Origin of the sequence: Streptomyces sp. NBC_00154, from assembly GCF_026342835.1 — a bacterium.
Lineage (GTDB): Bacteria > Actinomycetota > Actinomycetes > Streptomycetales > Streptomycetaceae > Streptomyces.
The window spans coordinates 16,113-37,578 of sequence record NZ_JAPEMI010000004.1; the positions used below are offsets into that span (position 1 = coordinate 16,113).

19 protein-coding genes are annotated in these 21,466 nt (G+C 67.5%); 15 read left to right on the forward strand and 4 right to left on the reverse strand.

What is annotated here, in order from left to right:
• Positions 1-202: 202 nt before the first annotated feature.
• Genes OHA03_RS46440 through OHA03_RS46450 form a run of 3 tightly spaced genes read right to left on the reverse strand, consistent with a single transcriptional unit; the run spans position 203 to position 5,450 of the window.
• On the reverse strand, positions 203-4,591 hold the full coding sequence (locus tag OHA03_RS46440; protein WP_267009981.1) for a trypsin-like peptidase domain-containing protein: 4,389 nt from the start codon (positions 4,589-4,591) through the stop codon (positions 203-205).
• A gap of 31 nt (positions 4,592-4,622) precedes the next feature.
• The gene (locus OHA03_RS46445; RefSeq protein WP_267009982.1) at positions 4,623-4,997 is read right to left on the reverse strand and encodes a CU044_2847 family protein; all 375 of its coding nucleotides are present in this window, start codon (positions 4,995-4,997) and stop codon (positions 4,623-4,625) included.
• A 39-nt stretch (positions 4,998-5,036) separates the two neighbouring features.
• Positions 5,037-5,450 carry a hypothetical protein gene (locus OHA03_RS46450; RefSeq protein WP_267009983.1) on the reverse strand — a complete coding sequence of 138 codons (414 nt, stop codon included), beginning with the start codon at positions 5,448-5,450 and terminating at the stop codon, positions 5,037-5,039.
• A 278-nt stretch (positions 5,451-5,728) separates the two neighbouring features.
• Between OHA03_RS46450 and OHA03_RS46455 the strand changes: the two genes are divergently transcribed.
• The 6 genes from OHA03_RS46455 (at position 5,729) to OHA03_RS46480 (ending at position 11,666) form a co-directional block, all read left to right on the forward strand.
• Entirely contained in the window at positions 5,729-6,190 is a 462-nt protein-coding gene (locus OHA03_RS46455) for a hypothetical protein (protein ID WP_267009984.1), read from the forward strand.
• Complete coding sequence (locus OHA03_RS46460; protein WP_267009985.1) at positions 6,187-8,367, forward strand: ATP/GTP-binding protein; 2,181 nt, start codon at positions 6,187-6,189, stop codon at positions 8,365-8,367. The genes OHA03_RS46455 and OHA03_RS46460 overlap by 4 nt, the downstream gene beginning before the upstream one ends.
• Before the next feature lie 14 nt (positions 8,368-8,381).
• Entirely contained in the window at positions 8,382-9,326 is a 945-nt protein-coding gene (locus OHA03_RS46465) for a replication-relaxation family protein (RefSeq protein WP_267009986.1), read from the forward strand.
• Between the two features lie 25 nt (positions 9,327-9,351).
• Positions 9,352-9,729 (forward strand): hypothetical protein, encoded by a 378-nt coding sequence (locus OHA03_RS46470; RefSeq protein WP_267009987.1) that lies wholly within the window; start codon positions 9,352-9,354, stop codon positions 9,727-9,729.
• A gap of 953 nt (positions 9,730-10,682) precedes the next feature.
• Positions 10,683-11,207 carry a hypothetical protein gene (locus OHA03_RS46475; RefSeq protein ID WP_267009988.1) on the forward strand — a complete coding sequence of 175 codons (525 nt, stop codon included), beginning with the start codon at positions 10,683-10,685 and terminating at the stop codon, positions 11,205-11,207.
• A gap of 111 nt (positions 11,208-11,318) precedes the next feature.
• Positions 11,319-11,666 carry a hypothetical protein gene (locus OHA03_RS46480; RefSeq protein ID WP_267009989.1) on the forward strand — a complete coding sequence of 116 codons (348 nt, stop codon included), beginning with the start codon at positions 11,319-11,321 and terminating at the stop codon, positions 11,664-11,666.
• Positions 11,667-11,978: 312 nt separating this feature from the next.
• On the opposite strand, the gene OHA03_RS46485 is transcribed toward OHA03_RS46480, so the two are convergent.
• Positions 11,979-12,668 (reverse strand): HAD family hydrolase, encoded by a 690-nt coding sequence (locus OHA03_RS46485; protein ID WP_267009990.1) that lies wholly within the window; start codon positions 12,666-12,668, stop codon positions 11,979-11,981.
• 130 nt (positions 12,669-12,798) lie between these two features.
• Between OHA03_RS46485 and OHA03_RS46490 the strand changes: the two genes are divergently transcribed.
• The 9 genes from OHA03_RS46490 to OHA03_RS46530 all read left to right on the forward strand — a co-directional run bounded on the left by OHA03_RS46490 (position 12,799) and on the right by OHA03_RS46530 (position 21,457).
• A complete protein-coding gene (locus OHA03_RS46490; protein WP_267009991.1) occupies positions 12,799-14,004 on the forward strand; it encodes a helix-turn-helix domain-containing protein in 1,206 nt (401 codons plus the stop codon).
• A gap of 103 nt (positions 14,005-14,107) precedes the next feature.
• Positions 14,108-14,659 carry a hypothetical protein gene (locus OHA03_RS46495; RefSeq protein ID WP_267009992.1) on the forward strand — a complete coding sequence of 184 codons (552 nt, stop codon included), beginning with the start codon at positions 14,108-14,110 and terminating at the stop codon, positions 14,657-14,659.
• 430 nt (positions 14,660-15,089) lie between these two features.
• On the forward strand, positions 15,090-15,542 hold the full coding sequence (locus OHA03_RS46500; RefSeq protein WP_267009993.1) for a secreted protein/lipoprotein: 453 nt from the start codon (positions 15,090-15,092) through the stop codon (positions 15,540-15,542).
• Positions 15,536-16,426, forward strand: a complete 891-nt coding sequence (locus OHA03_RS46505) for an ATP/GTP-binding protein (protein WP_267009994.1) — start codon at positions 15,536-15,538, stop codon at positions 16,424-16,426. Before OHA03_RS46500 ends, OHA03_RS46505 begins: the two co-directional genes overlap by 7 nt.
• A gap of 42 nt (positions 16,427-16,468) precedes the next feature.
• Positions 16,469-17,152, forward strand: a complete 684-nt coding sequence (locus tag OHA03_RS46510) for an SAF domain-containing protein (protein ID WP_267009995.1) — start codon at positions 16,469-16,471, stop codon at positions 17,150-17,152.
• A gap of 2 nt (positions 17,153-17,154) precedes the next feature.
• Complete coding sequence (locus OHA03_RS46515) at positions 17,155-18,024, forward strand: hypothetical protein (RefSeq protein WP_267009996.1); 870 nt, start codon at positions 17,155-17,157, stop codon at positions 18,022-18,024.
• Positions 18,017-19,567, forward strand: a complete 1,551-nt coding sequence (locus tag OHA03_RS46520) for a CpaF family protein (RefSeq protein WP_267009997.1) — start codon at positions 18,017-18,019, stop codon at positions 19,565-19,567. The genes OHA03_RS46515 and OHA03_RS46520 overlap by 8 nt, the downstream gene beginning before the upstream one ends.
• Before the next feature lie 85 nt (positions 19,568-19,652).
• Positions 19,653-20,567, forward strand: coding sequence for a type II secretion system F family protein (locus OHA03_RS46525; RefSeq protein WP_267009998.1), 915 nt, complete (start codon positions 19,653-19,655; stop codon positions 20,565-20,567).
• Positions 20,564-21,457 (forward strand): type II secretion system F family protein, encoded by an 894-nt coding sequence (locus tag OHA03_RS46530; RefSeq protein ID WP_267009999.1) that lies wholly within the window; start codon positions 20,564-20,566, stop codon positions 21,455-21,457. Before OHA03_RS46525 ends, OHA03_RS46530 begins: the two co-directional genes overlap by 4 nt.
• The last annotated feature ends 9 nt before the right edge of the window (positions 21,458-21,466 follow it).

Sequence of the window (21,466 nt, forward strand, 5' to 3'; positions counted from 1 at the left end):
AGATTGCCGGAGGGTCCCGTCGTCTTGCAAGACAGACTTCAACAACCGAGCCCGGCCTGATCCCCCTAGTCACCGAGATCACGGAATTCGTTCGCGCGGTCGGGGCCAGCCTGCTGCTGCTTGTGATCGCTCATGCCCCTCAGGCGGCCACGGTGCGCTTGAGGACAGATTCCCCCGCCCCGCAGGGACGGTCGCGCTGAGCTTAGGCCGGGCAGATCCGGTCCGGCAGTCCGGCGGGCATGCCACGGCGCTCGTCCTGCGCGAGGTCACGGCCGAGAGCGTCGCACAGGTGGCGCTTCCAGAGCTCGGGGTCGAGATGGATCAGGTCCAGGCGGCCTCCGTCACCGTTTCCTCCTCCGAAACCGCCTCCAGACAGGGTCCGCAACAAGGTCTTGCCGTCCTTGGTGGCCGCCCAGATGTACTGGTTCGCCGCAAAGTCGTACGTCTTGAAGTTGCTGGGGTCCGATAGCTGCTGGAAGCGCACGGAGCTTCCGTTGGCCACGTAGAACTCGCCTTCGTTCCCAGTGAAGTTGAAGGTGAACCCCTTACCGGAGCTGCTCGCGCCCAGTGGCCCGAGTGGGCCGACCACCTTTGTCGGCTGTTGTCCGGTCTTCGTCGCCCACAGCTCCAGCATGCCGCCCGGGGTCTTCGCGGCCGCGTACCGTCCGCTGCTGTCGAGAAAGGCCCGCTCGACGTCCGGGCCGAGGCGAATGCGCAGGGCCTTGTTCTCTTTGCCCGTGCTCAGATTGATTGCGTGCAGTACTGGGTCGCCGTAGATCATGATCTGTGCGTAGCCCGCTTCGGGGCGGCTGTTCAGCGCGAAGGGCGAACCGAAGACTGCTTGTGAGCCGGAGCGGGGCGGATCCTTCTCGCCGAGAAGGAGCGAGCGGGCGTCGATGGTCTTGGACAGGCGGCGGCCGGTCCGGGCGTTCCAGTGTTCAATGCGGCTGCCGGAGAGCGCCAGGAGTTGGTCACCGCCCCGGAGGAAGGTGAGCGTCAGCCGCTCCGTTTTTCCGCTCTTGTTGACGGAAGGTGTGACTGTGGTGATCTCCGCTACCTTCCGCAAGGACGGGATCTGCCTGATCAGGATCTTGTCAGGGGCTACCACGTCCGCTACGAGGGTTCCGGCGTCGTTGACCGTCAGTGAGCTCTCTACGGCCGGCTCGTATGCTGCGGTCGTGGGTCGCTTCACCGCGGATGTGATCTGTCCGGTGGCCGCGTCGATGAGGGCCAGGGTCTCGCCGCTGTCCGGTTGGTCCAATTGCCTGACGCGGGCGACTAGGGTCTTCCCATCTTCGATCAGCCGTGGTGCGCCGATGACGATGTCGGAGCCGTCGACGTCGTTCGGGGTCAGTGACTGGGCGGTCAGGGCGATATCGCCGTCAGCGACCGTGAGCACGAGCAAGTGACGCGGGTCTCCGAGGAGGCGGCCGAGGACCATCGCGGGTGAAGGCGCCATGGCCTGCCGCACTTGGCGGTCGTGTCGGGGGCCGACGATCATCCACTTCCCGGAGATATACGCCGCGAATCGCTCGCCCTTGTCGTCGACGGCGATGCCCCCGCAGGGACTATTGGGTCCCGTATAGGTGTAGCTGTTCAGCACCTTCCCGTCCGTCACGCGCAGGGCCCGGTAGACGCCGACGATCTCGTCCCCCTTCTTCACCTGGTTGCAGACGACCAGCACACTGCCGTCCCCCGACAGCGCGGTGGGCGAGCCGTCAAACGTTCTCGCGTCGACATTATCCGCCAGTTGACGGGCCTTTCCCGTGCCGACTCCCACCGCCTCCAGTGTGGAGGCGCCACTGCTGGAGTCGGCGTGCCTGACTACCAGCGTGTTCTCGTCCGGCCCGAACCACACGGACACGTGGCTCGTGGGCACGCGGCCGGGCACGTCCTGGTGGCGTTCCGTGGCCAGATCCCACAGCCGCAGCCGTCCGTCCGCGATTGTGGCCAGGTGCCCGGCGTCGGGCGAGAAGGCTATGAGGCTCTCGACATCGCTCAGCCAATTCACCTGGTCGACTATTTCCTTGAACTCCGCGGCTCGCAGGGTGTGTGCCGCCCCGAGCAGGTTCTCGGGTTTGTCCGTGGTGGGGTCGACGTCGTGCCAGACGAACGTACCGGGCGCCGACACGTAGGCGATCCGCCGTCCGTCGCGGCTGACCAGCGGTTGGAATGCCATCTCGTCGAGGCTGAGCTGGAGTCGCTGAGTTCTTCCCCCGGCCTTGCGTACGAACAGTGTGGCGCGCCCGTTGTCTGTCGTCACGAGTGTCACTGTGCCGTCCACGCTCGTCGCCGCGTCCCGGATCTTCCCCTCAGCCCCGGTCAGCACCCATGCGGCGCCCTTGAACTGGTCGTACCTGCGGAGCATGGCATTGCGGGCCTCATCTGTCGGCTCGATCTCATACGCCCCCATGGCGATCAGCGCGGCCTGTCCCGGATCCTGCTTCGCGACTTCGCCAGAGAGATTCGCCAGAAGGCGGGAGCGTGACTCCGCCTCGCGTTGGGTGCTGACCTGCTGCTGGTAGACGAGGAAGGTGCCGAGGCCCGCGATCAGTGCGAGTACCACGGCCACGGCGGTCCAGGCGATGCGGATGCGGGCTCGGTGTACGCGTCGGCGCTGCCGTGCACGGATCAGGAAGTCCCGCTCCTCCTCGGTCAGTTCTTTCTCTCTGTCTTTCACCCAGCCCTGAATGGAGGCCAGTTGGATCGCTCCGGGCAGCAGAGCCGGCGATCGGCCTTCCTTCGTCCAGCGGTCGAGGTCGTGGTTCAGTTCCGCGCGGCCCGCCAGGAACTTGGCGTCCTCCTGCACCTGCTCTCTCAGCGCGGGCCAGATGTTGATCAGTGTTTCATGAGCCAGCTCGGCGGTCTCCGATTTCCCCTTTTCGCCACGCAGTACAAGCAGCCGCCGCGCGGCGAACGACTGGGCGAGCTCCCACCCGGCCTCGCCCGCCTCCTCCCGTGTCAGCCTCCGGCGCAGCGGGGTCTTGCTCCCGGGCAGCACTCTGACGAGACCTCTGAACAGGCGTGACGCGGCGGCCTTGTTGTTCTCCCCGACGCACTGCTTCCAGGCCTTGTTGCAGTGCTCTTCGAGCGCGCCCTGCACGCCGTGCATCGCCTCATACGTCGTCGTACGCAGCCGGCCGGCGAACTGCTCGTCCCACAGCTTCTTCAGTACGAAGCCGAGGAGCGGCAGGTTCTCCGGTTCGCGGCACGCGTCGTCCAGGATGCGCTGAGGTAGTCCTGGGTCGTAGGTCACCGCCGGGGCCTTCTCCAGCGGCTTGGTGATCACTTCCCGGAGCTGGTCCCGGGACATCGGGGCCAGCGGGAGCAACCTGCCGTCTGTGAGCAGGGGGCCGAGCCAGGGGTGCTTGAGTGCCGCGTCCATGAAGTCGGACCGGAGGGTGAGCAGCAGGCGTGACCCGGCGCCGGGCCGCCTTCGGGGGACGAGCAGTCCGGCGACTTCTTCGATCTCGGCTTCGGTGCGGTCCAGGAGGGCCTCGGCCTGGTCGAGTACGACGAGGTACTTGCCGCCTGTGCTGCCCCGCAAGCGGTTCAGTGTGTCCACGAGGCCACGGTTCGTGAGCCATCCCTCCACCTGGTCAACGCTCTCCGCCCGTGGATCCCCGAACCGGCCGCTGCGATCGGCTTTGTAGAGGTCGGTGGCCAAGTTGGCCAGTAATGACCCGTCGGCCCCCGCGTTCACCACCACGGCGTCGAAGTTCTCCCCCTGTTCCCGGTGCTCCCGCCGAATCTCGGGCACCACCCCCGCGAGCGCGAGTGAGGACTTCCCGCAGCCCGACGGCCCGCAGACAACGACGGCCGGGTGGTCCCCCTTCAGGTCCCTGACCGCCCTCTCGATGTCGTCACCGCGTCCGAAGAAGATGTCGTTGTGGTTCTCCTGGAAGGTGTCCAGACCACGAAAGGGGTCCGGAGCCAGGGCGCGGGCGAGGTCGGGCAACGTCCGTAGCACGGCTTCCACACTGATGGCGAAGGCTTGCTGGGTGTCGTCCCGCTTGCCCTCGGCAGCGACAACGATGCCGACCGCCGCGCCCCGCTGCTCGTCCCAGACCGGGCTGCCGCTGAAGCCCCTGGTGATGTGAACCGTCCGTGTGTCGGCGCGGGAGAGCTGGATCCAGTCTCCCTCCACCTTCCCGCTGAGTTCCCCTCGGTGCCGGATCACGCCCAGTTCACCGTCGGGAAATCCCACAACGCGCACACGACGATCCGAAAGCTCGTCCGATTCGGCCATGGGCAGCGGACACGTGCCGGGAACAGCATCGACTAACCGCAGGACCGCCACATCCCCGCAGTGCTCAGGCGCTTCTGGGATCCACCATTCGACCTCGGCGGTGAAGTGTCCCCTCCCGGCCCCGTCGGCCAGCGGAAAGTCGACCAGCACGGTGATTCCGGCGGCGACTTCGAGGTCCCGTTTCCTGTCCAGTGCGTCCGACACGACATGAGCGCAGGTCAACGCGCGATCCGGGGTGATGAGGAAGCCCGCCCCGGCGATCGTGCCTTTCTGTCCACTGATGCGGACGACCGCCGCGTTCAGCGCCTCGTCGGCACTCCGTGACTCATTCCCCGACACCATTGACCTCCACGTCCCCCGCGAGCCAGTCAGGTCAACTTACGGGAGTGCCAGGCCCACTTGGGTCTGCGGCGTCATTTCTGTGCCACGTCAGACTCACGGAGAAGTTAGCCGCCGTCGCGGTGCTGGCAATTACCACGTCCGCCTCGGCCGACAGCGACACCCCGAACTCCAGCGTGATCTCGTCCGGCGCGTTGGCCAGCCCCCGGAACCTGCCCACGAAACTCTCCGCCACCGGCCGTACGGTGTCCAGCATCTGCCCGAACGACCGCTCCGCCCGGGCTACGGAGCGCCCTCCGCGCCCCACTCGGACGAGGGTTTCGTCCACCTCACGGATCTGAACACGGATCGCTTCGTCACTGCCGTCCCTCAACGGCACCTCGACCGTGTGGACAGGGCGTTCGCTCACCGCAACCTCCAGCACTCGGGAGGAAGAACTGTAGCGAAGTCAATAGCCGCCATGCTCAGCGGAGTTGTGGGCATCCAGCCACAGCCGATGTACCAACTGCTGCGGGACGGGCAGGTGGCGAAAGCGACATAGGTGCTCCCGGCGCCGCCCTCCCCGCTCCGGGATCATCCGTATCCACGGTCCGCAGCGGGCGATGTCCCTGCTTTCGTCGAGCCGGGCGCGTTCGCGTTGGTAGTCGGCTGTGATCGAGGCGTAGTAGTTGACCACCGAGCTGCGTGCCGGGCAAAGGGCGATACGGGAGGGCAGCGCGCGGGCGAGGGTGTCGTAACGGCACGTCCCGACGATTTTCCTCATGTCCTGGAGGAAGTGCGCGCCGCGGTCCCCGAGGCCGACCTTTCCGCCGTTCTTGCGGCCACCGTCGGACGGAAGCCCGACGGAACCACCGCGGACCATCTACAAGTCCTCCGGCCCGCAGATGACCAAGGAGGCAGGACCTAGGTTCGCTGACACAGAAGCCCGAACGACTCTTTCGTTAAGAAACGACTCGGTTGAGTGAGACGGGACAGCGGCCTTGAGAATCAGGCAGCCGGAAGTAAAGGACAAGCAAAGTCCTGTAGTTGGTGTCTGAATCGACCTTCCGGCCTGACTTGGTCCGGGTGAAGGGGTTCTTCCCGCACTGACCAGGAGGCCACCATGTGCACTGCGCTCCGCGAGACCGCTCGGCGGGCGGTATGAGGTTCGACCTGCCAAGCGCCCAGGTCTTCAACGACGCCGTCGACTGGGTCACCGCCGCCGCCCCGTACCTAGCAGCGGCATCTGCGGTCGCCCTGGCTATCTGGATCTGTGTGGCTCTGTGGCGCGCCCGTCTCGTACGGGACGCCCTCGCCGACCGTGTCACCGTGGAAGTCGTTCCCACCAGCACGTTCGACCCGAGCGAGGGCGAGGTCGGCCGGTGGGCGCGCCAGCTCAGCCGGGTCCACCACGCCGCTGACGGTGTCCCGGCACGCGGCTCGGCTGCTCGGCTGCGTTACAGCGCCGAGGACGGCAACATGCGGTGCTTCCTCGAGGGACCGGCCACCGCGGCCGCAGTGCTGGCCATGCCCGGTTTCGCCGAGGTCGACGTGCGAGCCCACCGCGCCCAGAAGGACATCCAGCCGGTCCGATTCCCCCAGCAGCCGGAGGGGGCCAAGTGACCGGCACCGTCGAGTTCACGAAGCCCGCCACCGGTGACGGCCGCCGACGTCTGTCCCCTCGTTACGTGCAGCGCGTCGAGCTGACCCTGGCACTGCCTGACCAGAAGCCGCTCGCCTCTCTCGGCCTGAACCCTGACCCGCTCCAGCAGCTGGCGGCCGCTATGGCGTCGGTACGTACTGAGGACGACGAGCGGGCTGACGTCGTTCTCGACCTGGTCCCCGTCCGTGAACGCCGACTCACCCGGCGTCGGCGTCGGCTGTTGGCACAGTCCAAGCGTCGCGGACCCTCCGCGTACGGCGAGCGGTTGACCGGGGGCCTCGGTGGGGCAGGGGTGTGGGAGTCGGTCCTGGCAGGCTGGTCCGGCGGCAAGACGGCCGGAGGCGGCCGCAGCGAGCGGCTGCCCCGCATGACGGACCTGCGCGACGGCGTCGGCAAATTCGATCCGGCGGCCGGCGCTGTGTTCGCGGTGCAGCTGCTGCTGCGGACCGAGGCCGGCCACCCGCAGATCGCGCTGGCCCGCATGAATCAGCTGATCGCCGCGTTCTCAGCGACCACCGGTGAGAACTACCTCAAGCCCCGCCGTCCCCGTGTCCGCTGGCGGATCGCCTCGTTCGAGAGGCGGTTCGCCACCGGTGAGTTCGCGCCCCGCAAGCGGCAGTGGCTGACGGTGCCCGAGCTGGCGGGTTTCCTCAAGCCGCCCACCGTGAAATGCCGCGCCTCCAGCGTGGTGCGCTCAGGCGGTCTGGTCCCGCCAGCACCGTCCGACCTGCCGGTCTACACCGGGCAGCGGGACCTGGTGCCGCTCGGCGCCGTCATCTACTCCGACGGACGCGAGCGCATCGGCGCCGCCCGGGTGAAGGACCTTCTCTTCGGTCTGCAGCTGGGCAAGTCCGGCCACGGCAAGACCGAAGCCGCGCTGGTGCAGTGCATCGCGATGGCCCACTCCGGGTACGGCACGTGGTTCCTGGACCCGCACGGCGAGGGATGGGTGCGAGCAAAGCCGTACCTGGCCCACGTCGAGATCGCGTCCCGCGTGTGGGAGATCAACCTGGCCTACTCCGAACCGGACCAGCTCGTCGCGTCCTGGAATCCACTGTGCATGCAAGGCCGGCCCCTGAGCGCGGTCAAGGACGTCGTCCGCTCGGTCACCGAGGGCATCGCCTCAGCCCAGGACTGGGGCGACAGCGCCCCGCGCGCCCGGACCATCCTGGCCCGCGCCACCCAGTCCTTGGCGCTGCTCAACCACCAGGCCGTCCAGGCCGGCAATCCCGACGCCCAGTGCACGCTGTTCCAACTGCGGAGCTGGCTGACGGATGAGGAGTGGCGCGAGCAGCTGCTGCCGAAGCTGCCGCCACGGGTGCGTGACTACTGGGAGAAGACGTTCCCGAAGCTCTCTGGGGACGCCGTGCCGACCGTCACCTACGCCATCGACCGGCTCGACACCTCCCCGGCGCTGCAAGCATTCCTCGGCAGTCCGCGCTCCGCGTACGACATCCGTAAGGCGATGGACACCAGCCGCGTCGTGTTCGTCTGCCCGTCCGGCAGCGAGAGCGACGCACTCGTCTCCTGCCTGCTCATCCACGATCTGCACCGCGCTGGCCTGTCCCGCCAGGACACCCCGCGCGACCAGCGGAAGACCTTCTGGGCCTGGGGCGACGAACTCACGGCACTGGACTCCTCGTCGAAGGGGTTCCTCGCCGCAATCGCCGAGCAGCTACGCAAGTACGAGGTGCGGTTCATCGGAATGACGCAGATGGCGCTGCGGCTCAGTGCCATCACCCGCCAGTCCCTGCTGCAGAACCAGAGCCTGCTGTCGACGTGCGCAGCCGACTTCGACGAGGCCGCGTTCGTCGCCCGGCGCTGGAACGGGAACGTGACCCCGGAGACCATCACCGAGCTGCCGAAATACCACTACGTCATGTCCATCAACCTCAATGGCACCCCGACGAAGCCCTTCCGGGTCCGTGGCCTGCCGGTCGAGGAGCTGTTCGAGCACTACGACAACCCCGCCGGTGTGCCTGATCTGGACAAGGCGATCGACACCAACCTCCGACGCCGGCCTGTCGGCGAGATCCTCGCCGACCTTGAAGAACTGGATGCGGTCGTCCTCGCCCACCACACCGGCGGCCGCTGCGGCCCGAACGGCGCCGGCGACCCCACCACCTTCATCGACTGAAACGGAGCACCGTGATGCCGTATCCGCACACCGGCCCCACGGGCCTGGGCCAGATCGCACAGCAAGCAACTCAGGTCCTCTACCTGCACCGACTGGTCTCCACCAGGCAGCTGCACCAGCTGATCACCCCGCACCACACCCGCACCGAGTACCTGCGCCGGCAGCTCCACACCCTGCGCGACGCAGGCCTGGCCGAGACCGTCGGCCGCCGCGTCTCGGGCCAGACCGAACTGCTGTGGTGGCTCACCGAAAAGGGCGCGAACGCCGTCGAATCGGTTGGCCTGCTGCCTCAGCGCCCGTACCGGATGAGCCCGGAAGCCGCTCTCGGCCCACTGCAGGAACACACCCTCGCCACCGTGGACACGGGCCTGGCCTTCGTCGACTGGGCCCGCCGCCTCGGCCACGAATGCGGACCACTCGACTGGTCACCCGAGATCGCGCACTACTACCGCGACGACGCCCGCCCCGGTGAAGAGCTCAGCCTCATCCCGGACGCCGTCCTCAACTACGTCCACACCGACAAGAAGGCGAGACAGCGCACCCTGCTCACCTTCTTCGTCGAGCTCGACCGCACCCAGATGACCATCGCCCGCCTCGCACAGAAGCTCCACGCATACGCGGCCTACCACGACTTCGCCCCGCAGACACCCTCCGGCCGCGGAACCAAAGCAGGCCGCCGTCTCACGACGACACCAGCCTGGCGCTACCGCTACCCCGCCTTCCCCCGCCTGCTCCTGGTCCTCACCGGCGCCTCCGACACGCGGCTCGCCCGGCGCATTGCCGACCTCCGCAGCCTCGCCGCCAGCGACCCCGCCTTCACCAACACAGGGCTGCGGGCCGGCGTCACGACCCTGGACCAGCTCCAGCATCGCGGCCCGTTCGCCCCGATCTTCACCCCAGTCCTCGGAGCAGACGAACCGAACGACGCTTGGCTGCGCCCTCTCAGCATCGCTGCCTGAACGCCCCCTTCAGGAAGGAAGACCCATGCTCTTCTTCAGCCGCTTCAGCCAGGAACCGTCGGACGCGCAGTCGGCAGAAGGGTTGCCGGGTGAATACAGGGCCTGTGACGAGCTGGGCGCCATCGCCCGACCGTTCTCGCCGCTCATCGGGGAGATGCTGGCTCTGTACTGCCACACCCGCCCCATCGGCGCGCTCTCCCAGACCGAAGACTGCCGCGACGAATACCAGATGACGGCTCGCTCGATCATCCACCACATCCTGGAAGGCTGGCAGAACCAGACCGCCGGCCGCGGCACCATAGATGACCTGCTCCTTCAACCAAGGACCAGCCGTCTCCCACACCCTGAAAAGGCTGCCGGTCACGCGACGTCTGGTGGGGAGCAATACCGTCGTGCGTCCTGACCTGGCCAAGTGGCATCACTGTGCAGGGCGTTGCCGCTCTTGCAACTGACCATGGGGCCGCAAGGTGCGGTAGCTCCTCAGCCCTGGCGGGCTTGCGGTGCCCCGCAGGGGCAGCTCCAGCCGTCCTTGCGCCAGCAGGTCACTGGGGGTGCGAGAGACCAAGCTCCTTGGCTGGGCACATCCGTGGTGCAGGTGGCCACTGATCGTCGGCGTAATGGCGAGGCTTGGTCACAGCTGACGTTCGGGGGCGCAGGTTTCAGGCGGGGTTCGACTTGGGCCGCGACAGGCACAGAACGTTCCGCCCAGCCCGGCCCGGGCAGGATTTCAGGCTCGGGCCGGTGGCTCTTGTATAAGAGGCGCGGCCACATAAACCCTGCCTGACCTGCATGTTTGCTGAATGCGTGTTGTTCTGGAGAGCACATTTGGCATGCCGAGATGTCAACCTGGCCGTCACATTCGTGCCGAAAAAACAAGTACAGCTTGATCAGGCGAGCCGCGAGAAACGGGCCGCGTTACGCCTGGTCAGCGGCCTGGGGTGAGGGGGGAACGTATGCCGTTCCCCGCCGTGTCGGGGCGGCGAATGTGCGCTCCATGCGACACATGAAATCAAGCATCACTTGATTTCATGGTCCAGTGCGACATGCAAATCAAGCCTGAGTTGACTTTCTGTGCAGCGGGATCGCGAAGGCCGTGGGCTTGCCGTCGGATGGCGCGCCGGTGCGTCAAAAGACAAGCTCCTGTTGATTTTTCCGATAGTGTCTGCCACGCCTGAGTACTAAGGAGGTCATGTGCCATCTGAACAGCCGGCCCGGCGTCGTCCGGGCGGGCCACGAGCCGTTCCATCCCACACGTCTGACGGCGCTGCATACGACGACATCCTCAGCGTCCTAGGGAGGCAGCTAGGCGAAGCGGCCCAGACCGCCGACCCACGCAGCCACCGCAAGCTGAAGGGCGTGACGTTCGAGTTCGAGAACGAGGCGCGCGCCGTCCACAACATGGCGGGCAACGCCGGCTACAGCCTGGCGAGTAACTGGTTCACCCAGCTCCTCGCGCAGCTGGCCGTCGCCAACTCCATCACCAAGTCGCAGCTGTGTGTCTTCCTCTTCGTTGCCGGGGGGCAGGTTCCGGGAACCGGCATCGCCCAGTACACCCAGCAGGAGATCACCGACGGGCTGAACAAACTTGCCGCCAAGAAGAAGGACGGGAAGCAGATCACCCGGTCCACCGTGAATCGAGCCATCAAAGCACTCTGCGAATACAAATGGGTCGAGCAGGCAGGAAACGGCAAGATCCGCCTGAACGTGACGCTCTGGTTCCAGGGCAACAGCACGGCCCAGCACGAAGTGCTCGCAGAGATCGCCTCGGAGCACGATCACGACCCGACCGCCTTCCCCCACGACATCGGCCCCGAGCAGCCGCACCAGGAGGAGTTCGACTTTGGGCAGGACACCTACACCAGGGAGAAGAGAACCGGGTGATACTGCGTACGTACCCTGGCAGCCGACAATGAGGAGGGTGGCCTGATGGCTGAGGTCCTGTCTCCGATCGTCTCCGATCGCATCTGGGCTGTACCTGTCTCTGGGGCAGCTGTGAAGTTCCTCAGTTACCTGGTGTTCCGCTCCGAGTTCGGAGGACACCTGCCCGTACGGCAGAAGGACATGGCGAAGGAATACAAGATCACACCACAGGCCGTCAGCCTCCTGATGGCGCCACTGTGCGATCTGAACATCGTCCTACGCCCCTCCAGCGACGGTCGGAAGGGCAACAGCTACCGGCTCCATCCCCTCGCGGCCAAGTACGAGAGCCACGACGACATGGAAGCCGCGTTCCGGCACACCCTGCAGGCCATCAAGGCGGGTGAGCTCCCGAACCTCAGGCTGCCCTCGTACGTCACAGCGCCACCCAGTGAGGGCCGTCCGAACCTCCAGGTCGCATGAGGCAAAAACAAGGGCCCCGCCAGATCTGGCGGGGCCCTTGTGCCTGAGTAAGAGGTACACCCGCACTATACCCGTCAGCATTTGCGACGACACCGCGAGCGGCTTCGTGCCGACAGTTGCGACGTGGCCCAGTTACGCGTTCATCCCGCTCGTTGCCCCTCAGCGCAGGGGCCTCGACCCTGACCGCGTACGCCGAGGACTGTGCCACGCTCATTCAGCCAAACGGGGTCTCGCAAGACGCCAAGGAACCTGGCAAGCCGTCCTTGATCTGGAACGGGGAGCGGGCGAGCAGGTCGATTGGGGGGCCACTACTCACCGGCGAGAGAGCGTCCGGAGCAACGGGTCAAGGTCTTCGAGTCCGGCAACCACTGTGGCGGCGCCGGCCTCGCGTAGCTCCGAGGTACTCGAGCGGCCGGAGCCCACGGCCAAAACCCGCACGCCGTTGTCGAGCCCGGCGGCGACGTCGGCCGGAGTGTCGCCGATCAGCAGCACATCGGCGGCAGCGATTGGGGTGTTCAGCGCCTGGCTCGTTCGCCGGATCGCGATGCGCACGAGCTTCGCACGCTCATCGTCGTCCTCACCGTATCCGCCACACGGAAAGCGGATGTGGCCATCAAGGCCGAATGTACCCAGCTTGATCTCGGCAACAGGCCGGATGTTCCCGGTGACCACCGTCTGCACCACACCACCCAGCTCAGCGATGGCCGCCAGCGCGGTCGCTGCACCGGGCAGCGCATGGCCGCGCTCACGCAGTTCGCTGGCACGCAACAGATGCTGCTCGGCGGAACAGCGAGCGAAGGCCTCGAACATCGAGCGGTCGCTGTCGATGCCGTGTAGGTTCGCCGTCTCCCTGAAGATGACGGGCTCCGTCATGCCGTCGACCGCAGCCTGCTCCTTCATTACCTGCCCTGTGACCCGCTCGAAGCACTCCCCGAAGATCTCCCGGCCGACCCCGCGCGTGGCGATGAGCGTGTGGTCGATGTCCCACAGAACCAGCTGCACTGTCGTCGCCTCCGATATACCGCGGCCCGAGTGGGCATCACCGTGTCACGCGTTCGTGAACTTCCAACTGCCCGAGAGCACTCCACATCTACGCTGGGCCTCACACCCTTTCAAGAAGGGAGGCGTCGGGATGGACCTGCCCACGCTCCCGGTCGGCGAACGCGTCCGTCACCACCGGACCCGGCGCGGCCGTACCCAGGCTGTCGTCGCGGGCTTATGTGGCATCACCGAGGACTACCTCTCCCAGATTGAACGCGGTCTGAAGAAGCCCTCGCACGATGTGCTCACCAAGCTCGCCGACCACCTTCAGGTCCCCATTACCGCCCTGCTCGGCGACACTGAAACAGACACCACGGACGTTCCGTCTACCGCTGGATCCGACGTCGTCCGCGCGCTGCTCGGCCAGCGCCCCGCCCCGCCAGGGCAACTGCTCACCGCCTGCGGTCTCCGGGAGCGGGTGGAAGATCTCTGGCGGATCTGGCAGACCTCGCCCACACGCTTCACTGAGGCCGAGGCCGTTTTGCCCAGGCTGATCGGCGATGTCGAGGCGACCGTCCGCGCCCGCCGGTACGGCACCGACCCGACCGAGAGGCGTGAAGCGCTGCGGGTAGCCGCGGACCTGTACGGACTGCTGCGTTCGTACTGCCGACGTGCCGGCCGCCTCGACTTGTCCCTCATGGTTGCCGACCGGGGCCTGCGTGCAGCCGAGGACGCCGACGATCCGCTCCGCATCGCAGCCGCCCAGTGGAACCTCGGACACGTCCTGCTTTCCCAGGCCGGCGACGAGCAGGACGCCGCCGACGTCGCACTGAGCGCCGCCGATGACCTCCACCGCGCGCTCACTACACCCGAGGCCGTCGCGGTCCGCGGCGCCCTGGAGCTGGTCGCGGTGGTCGCCGAGGCCCGCAACCGACGTGCCTGGGCCGCTCGTGACCGCCTGACCCAGCGCGTCCTGCCCCTCGCCGGCCAGGCGGGGGAGGGCAACACCATGTGGACCGTGTTCGGCCCCACCAACACCGAGCTGCACGCAGTGTCTGTGGAGATGCTGGACGGCGACGCCGTCGAAGGCCTACGCCTCGCCGACCAGGTCGACACCGCCCGGCTGCCGTCCCGAGAGCGCCAGTTCACCTTCGGCCTGGAAGTAGCCCGGTGCTACGACCTGCGCCGAGAGGACGCCGCCGTCCTGGTCCACCTCCTGGAGCTCGAGGACGTGGCCCCTGAGGACCTGGAACGCAGCCCGCTCGCCCGCGAGCTCGTCATCTCGCTCGTCCAGCGCGCCCGCCCCACCTACCGCCGGCAGGCCACAGCTCTCGCTGCCCGTCTCAACCTGCTCTGACCTGCCCGAGCCGGGGGACAACCCGGACTCTCAGCTCGGGTTGAACCGGCCGCCCGTACGTACGGTCCCTGCACACCAAGGATTCGGCTACGGGAAGCACCCCATGACTACCACCAGTGCCGCTGACGAGATCCCCGGCTTCAACCACACACGCATCGCTGCAGCCGGCAAGACGTGGGACGCCGTGCGCGTCCCACGCTTCATCGGCCTGCAAGCCCTCAACGTCATCCAGGGTCAAGAGGGCGCGATCGTCATGGACCCAAGAGACCGCGCGATGTACTTCCTCGTCCCACCCGGCACAACCGCCGGCTGGAACCTCTCGCAGTCCACCGCCCTGGGCGAGACCAACTACGTCGTGCTGCCCGCAGACGACAAGGAGATCCCACCAGGGCCGTTCTGGCTCGTCCCACCGCGCCGCGGCCGGCTGCACACCGACACTGGTGCGCTGCGCAACGCGCTGCAGACCGTTCTCGAGCAACGAGGCACGGCCCAGCCGAACCTGGAGAAACTCACGATGGATCAGATCCAGGGGTTCAATTGCGCTCTGTGCGGTGCACGGCTCACCAAAGACCGGTCGCTCGGTACGTTCACTGGAGAGGGCATTCTGCTCTCAGAGCCGACGGAGCTGTGGGCATGCGCACCATCATGCCGATGAGTCGACATCCTGAATTCCTCATCACCTGTGCGCAAGTACTGCCACTGTTCTCTAAGTCGGCTCACGAACAAGGGGTTTCCGAATTGCGCTGATTTACGCCGGAGGTAGTGGCTCTGAACCCCCGTATCGGGGTGGGTTGTTGTCGGCTCTTTGCGTACTCTATGCACCAGACCGCCAAGTTTGTTTCGGTGTGAGGCCGGCCCATCGGCTGCCCGCCCAGCAGACTTGCGCAGACCAGAAGGCGTTGTGGCATATGCATCGGGAGGGCGTAGTGGCACGGTCAGCAGGAGCGAGCGTCCCAGAACTTCGCAAGCGAAATCGCCTGGGTGCGGCGGCTCTCCTTGTCGTCACCGGCACGCTCACGGTTCTGACCGCGTGCAGCTCGGATGAATCGACGAGCAGTGCTCCGAAAGCCTCTCCCACCCCTTCGGTGAGTCAGCCAAGCAAGCCAGTGAACCCGGCGGAGACAGCCAAACGCGAAGCCCTCGACGCCTATGCGCGCTACTGGGACGAGCTGCAACTCTCCTACGCCAAGGCCAGCACAGAGGGAACTGATATCAAGAAGTACGCGGCCGGCGTAGCTCTCGTGCAGGCCGAACAGGACGCCAAGGAGATGCAGAAGGTCGGCCAGGTCATGACCGGAAGCGTGAGGGTGGGCAGCCCGACTGTCACCCGTCTTGACGCAGACCGCGAAGTTCCGAACGCCAAAATCTCTAGCTGCCTAGATATCTCGCGATGGGACGTCGTCGACCGGAAGACGAAGAAGAAGGCGGTCATGCCCAGCGGCCGCCTGACCAAGTACGTCATCGTTGGCACGATCGAGAGGTGGCCCGACGGCTGGAAGGTCATCAAGGATGAGCCTCAGGAGGGCAAGCCATGCTGACCCGACGCCACGCGCCGTTGGCTTTGGCCCTGCTACCGCTCATTGCCGCAGGAACGGCACACGCTGCTGACGGGCCGAGCACCGATGTCCACGGCTGCACGAATCGATTGGTTTGCGTCGGCGCCAAGGACCCAGGCAAAACCGGGAGCGGCGGTGGGACGCACCAGGCCGGCCACCAAGGGGCCGGCGGCAAGGGCGGGAAGACGAAGGTCCGGAAGCCCGAGTGCACACCAGCCCAGAAGCTGGATCCCCAGCCGCCGCCAAACAGCGAGCTGTGGAAGGGGCACGATGCCAAAGGAGAGGGCGCCATCTACGTACGTACGTGCCGGTACTTCATGGCCGACGGCGCATCCACGCTGATCACCGAGACCGTCTACGGCGGCCCGGGCGGACCAGCGGCCCCGGCCGTCGACCCGGCTGTGCTGGCCCAGGAGGCCGTCGACAAGATGCTGCTGCGCGGGCCGCAGATCGGGATCACGCCCAAGCCTGGCGGTAAGGGCGTGGTTGGCATGCCGGTCTACATGTGGACGGCGAAGGGTGCTGAGACGTACGGACCGAACAGCGCCTCGGCCACGGCCGGGGCGGTGACCGTGACCGCCACGGCGAAGGTCAGCAAGATTGTGTGGACGATGGGCGACGGCACCATCGTCACCTGCACCACCGCCGGCACCCCGTACAAGGCAGAGTTCGGAAAGAAGCCGTCACCGGACTGCGGCCACCGCTACGCCCAGCCCTCCTCCACCCAGCCGTCCGGGAAGTGGCACGTCACCGCCACATCGACCTGGACGATCGACTGGCAGGGCGGCGGTCAGACTGGCCAGCTCACGGAGATCCGCAACAGCACCGTTGATATCACCGTGGCCGAGGTCCAGGTCCTCAACTAGGCACCATCGCCCGAGAATCCCCGAGAGGCACTTCACCCCATCATGAAGCCCCCTGCCGCCCCGACGTTGCCGCGCCCTGCCGCCCCGGCCCGCCCCGAGGTTCCCATCACCACCACCGCCCCCGTCAAACGGGAACGCCGCTGGTCGGTTGCTGCGCTGTGCACCGTTCTTGCCGTCCTCGCTGGGCTGGGCGCGGCCGCGGCAGTGACCTCTGCGAGTAACCGGACTCCGGTCCTGGCCATCGCCCGCGATGTACCCGCCGGCCAGGCCCTCACGGACGCTGACCTCACCGTGGCCGAAGTCTCCGCCGACTCCGCTCTCTCCCCGGTGCTCGCAGCTGACAAGTCGTCCGTGGTGGGAAAGCGCCCTGCAGTTGACCTCCGCAAGGGCGGTCTGCTCACCACGTCGCAGCTTGCCGCAGGTACCGGCCTAGGTGACGACAAGCAGCAGGTCGGCGTGCAGGTCAAGCGCGGTCAGGCCCCGGCCGGCACCCTTACCCCGGGCGACAAGGTGCTCGCCGTCACCACTCCCTCCCAGGGCGAGCAGCAAAGCGACGAGGATGCCCCGCCGTCGAGTATCGACGCCGTCGTTGTCGGAGTCTCCCGGCCGGACGCCTCGGGGACCGTCGTCGTCAACCTTGCTGTCGCTCCCATGGACGGACCCCTGCTCGCCACCCGTGCCGCCCAGGGCCGCATCGCCCTGGTCCGTGAACCGCGAGGTAAGTGACCATGCCCGTCACCGCCCTGGTCTCCGCCAAGTCGTCCGGCGTGACCACCACCGCCCTCGCCCTCACTCTCGCCTCGAAGCGCCCCTCACTGCTCGCCGAATGCGACCCCGCCGGCGGCACGATCCGGGCCGGCTTCCTGCAAGGCCACGTCGGCGCCGGTTTCGGGCTGTACCACCTCGCTGCCGCCGAGCGCACCGGCTCCGTCGCGCTCGCCAACGCCTTCGCCAGTCACCTGTGGGGCCTGGACGAGGCAGGCCATCGCAAGCTCCTTCCCGGCTTGACCGACCCGGGCCAGGCCGCTGCGCTCGGCCGGACCTGGCCGGCGCTATCCGAAGTCATGCACGTTCTGGCCGACGACGCCGGGTACGACGTCTTCGTCGACGCAGGCCGCCTGGCCCTGGAATCCGGGCGCCTGCACACCTCCCTGACCCCGGCCCCGCTCCTCCACCAGGCCGACCTGGTCCTCATGGTCGTACGCGGCGCAGAGCACTCCCTCACCCTGGCCCGACACCTGATCGACCCGCTGCGCACCGAGCTGGCCGAGCGCGGCTCCGGCCCCGACGCACTGGGTCTCCTCCTCATCGAGGACGGCCCGTACCGCGCCCACCAGGTCACCGAAGCGCTCAAGACTCCCGTGCTGGCCGCACTGCCCTGGGATCCGGACACCGCCCAATACTTCGCCCACGGGGGGCGCCCGCCCCGCGGCTATGGGCGCAGCACGCTCCTGCGCCATGCCCGCACGGCCACCGAGCACCTCGAAGCGACCGCAACCCGGCGCCGGATCCAGCAGCAGTACCCACCGCGCCCCGCCAACCCCCAACTCGCCGGTGTCCTGCAACGGCTGACGGAAAGGGGCGGACCGCGTGGCTGACACCCAGCAGCGCCCCGGAGTCAACGGCACCCCGCCGCCAATGGGCCGCGAAGACATCGCCGGCCTGCTCGCCGGGAAAATCGGCCACCGCCGCCCCGACGAGCCGGCACCGGCAGCTCCCGTGCCGGCCACGGCGCCCGTGACAGCCAGCCCGGCAGCCGTGCCGCGGCTGGCCGGCCTGCCCGGGGAAATCCCGGTCGGGTGGGACGTCATCGAGGACCTGCAGGCCCTGGTGTCCAAGCAGCTCAGCGTGGAGGACCCCGACAAACTGCTGGAGGAACCCGACCGCCGGGCCCTGGCCAAGGCCTTGGTTCGCAACGCTGTGGCCGACTGGTCGACCAAGTACGCCCAGGGCAACACCCCGCTGACCGCTCAGCAGGAGACGGCGATCGGCACCGCGGTCTTCGACTCCATGTACCGCGGAGGCCGGCTGCAAAGTCTCCTGGACCAGGACGGTGTGGAAGATGTCATGGTCGACGGTCTGCGCGCCCATGTCGAGTACCACGACAAGCCACGGCAGACGATCGATCGCGTCTCCGACAGCCACGAAGAGCTGATCACCTGGGTCAACCGGATGGCAAGGCTGTCCGGCCACGGCGAGCGGGCCCTGACCCAGGCCACCCCCATGGTCGGCTTCCGCATGCCCGACGGCTCCCGCGTCACCGCCTCCCTGCTCACCACCCGCCCGTCGGTCGTCATCCGAAAGCACCGCATCCGCCAGCACGGCATCGCCGAGCTCGTCCAGTGGGGCTCCCTCAACCCCCTCCTGGAAGCGTTCCTCACCGCCTGCGTCCACGCCAAGATGAACATCCTGGTCGTCGGCGACATGGGCGCAGGGAAGACGTCCCTGCTGCGTGCGCTGGGCCGGGAGATCCCGCCCGCCGAACGACTGGTCACGCTGGAAACGGACCGCGAGCTCTACCTGGACGAACCAGGTCCCAAGCCCGGCCCCATCACCTACGCCTTCGAAGCACGGCAGTCCAACGGCGAACGCCACGGCGACAAGCTGGCCGGCGAGGTCACCATCTCCGACATGTTCGCCACCGCGCTGCGGTACAACGCGACCCGCGTCATCGTCGGCGAAGTCCGGTCCACGGAGATCGTGCCGATGCTGCAAGCGATGTCCGCCGGCGGTTCCGGATCCATGTGCACCCTCCACGTCCGCCGGCCGCACGCGATCGTCTCGCGCCTGGTCCAGCTGTGCACCGAGGCCGGCATGGCGACCGAAGCCGCCCACCACCTCATCGCCTCATCCATCGACGTCGTCGTCTACCTCACCTACCTGGACGAGACAGCGATCGGCGGCAAGAAGCACCGCTTCGTCTCGAACATCTACGAGATCCACGACGTCGTCGGCGAGGGCGGCCGTCCCACCACGACCGAGCTGTTCGCCCCGCACGGCGGCGAAGTCCGCGCGGTGTACAAGAACATGCCGACCTTCATCGACGAGCTCGAGCGCACCGGCAAGTTCGCCCGGCAGTGGCTCACTGAGAACCCGTACGGCTGGTGGGGACCGTCCCTGCAGACAGTGGGCGCGCAATGACGACGCCCGCACTGCGAACGCTGACCCAGCACTCGCTGATCACCGCCATCCGGGCCACTACCGCCACTGCTATCGGGAGGCCAGCATGACCACATCCCAGCTGGCCCTGGTCGCGGCCTGCTGCGCCGTCCTTACCCTGCTGGCAGTCGTCGCTGCCGTCCGCGAACTCCGCGGCCGCGTACCCGACCCCGTCAAACCCAACTCCCGCATGGCCGACCGGATTCAGCGCGCCAGGTCCGATCTGCCGGAGAAGTGGCAGAACCGCTGGCGGCACCTGGTCATCACGGCCGTCGTCGTCACCTTGGTGGTGTGGGCCTGGACCGGGTGGCCCGTTCACGGCCTGCTCGCCGGCGCCGCTGTGCTCGGGTTGCCGTTCATCCTCAACCCCGGCACCGCCGCGGTACACCGCATCGAACGCCTCGAGGCACTGGGCCAGTGGCTCAACCACCTCGCCGGTGTCCACACGGCCGGGATCAGCCTGCCCCAGACCATCCGGGCCTCGGCGAAGAACGCCCCAGGCCCGATCGCCGCGAACGTGCAGGCCCTGTCCGAGCGGCTGCGCTCCGGGATGGAGTCCCACGACGCATTCGCCCTGTTCGCGGACGAGCTCGCCGACGGGGTCTCCGACCACGTTGTGCTGCTCTTCCAGAGCCACGCCGTCTACAAGGGACCCGGCCTCTCCGACGCCCTGGAAGCGCTCGCGGTCACGATCCACCAGCAGGCCGCCGACGCCCGCGACATCGAAGCCGACCGCGCCAAGGTCCGCAAAAGCTCCCGCATGGTGTCGGTGGTCATCTCCATCGTCGTGGTCGGCTGCATGCTCAACGAAGGCTGGTCCGGCTGGTACCAGTCACCGGCCGGACAGATCGTCCTGGCCGTGCTCGGCATCATGTTCGCCTGGACCCTTTCCTGGCTGCGCCGCATCGCCCGCACCAAGCCCGACCCGCGACTCCTGGACCCGCTGCCCCCGACCCACCTCATCACCGGAGGGGCCGCATGATCCCCATGCAAGCCGTCCTTCCCGCGGCCGCCGCCGGCGCCCTGATCGGCCTGGCCGTACGCGCAGCGCTGCCCGCTAGGCGCGACCTCGCCTCCGCCCTGGACCGCCTCGACATCTCCAAGGCCAGCACCTTCCTGCCGTCCGCTGCACCCACGGCCACCGGAGCGCTCCCCGAGCGGGTCGGCAACCGGCTGCTCGCCGAGTTCGGCGGACATCTGACACTGCCGGTCAAAGACCTCGAGCTGCTGCGCATCAGCCCGGCCGCGCACCTGGGCAAGCGGGTGCTGTTCGCGCTGTACGGGCTGCTGCTTCCGCAGCTGATGCAGGCCCTGCTCGCCCTGGCCGGCGCAGGGTTCCCCTACACGGTGCCCGCGCTGATTTCGCTCGCGCTGGCGGCATTGTTCTGGTTCCTGCCTGGCCGGGAAGTCGCCCGGTCCGCGGCCGCCGCCCGGCTGATCGTCCGCCATGCCGCAGCGTCCTATTTGGAGCGCGTCGCTCTGGCGAGGATCGCGAATTCCGGTGCGGCCCAGTCCCTGACTCAGACCGCGGAAGTCGGCGACGGCTGGATCTTCGTCAGGATGCGGCAGGTCTTCCATCAGGCTGACCTTGCCGGCGTCACCGTGTGGGACGCCCTCAAGCAGCTCGGCGACGAGCTCGACATTCCTGAACTGACCCGCCCCGCGGACACCCTGGCCCTGGCCGGGGACGGCGCCGCCGTCTACGCCACGTTGCAGGCGCAGGCCCGCCAGCTGCGGATCGCGATGCTGTCGGACGCCAAGGCGCAGGCGAACGAGGCGTCAGCGGCGATGGTGCTGCCCGTCACGTTCGGCGTCGTCCTCATGCTCGTCTTCGTCATGATCCCCCTCACTTTCACCATTCTCGTCAGCTGACCCGGAGGA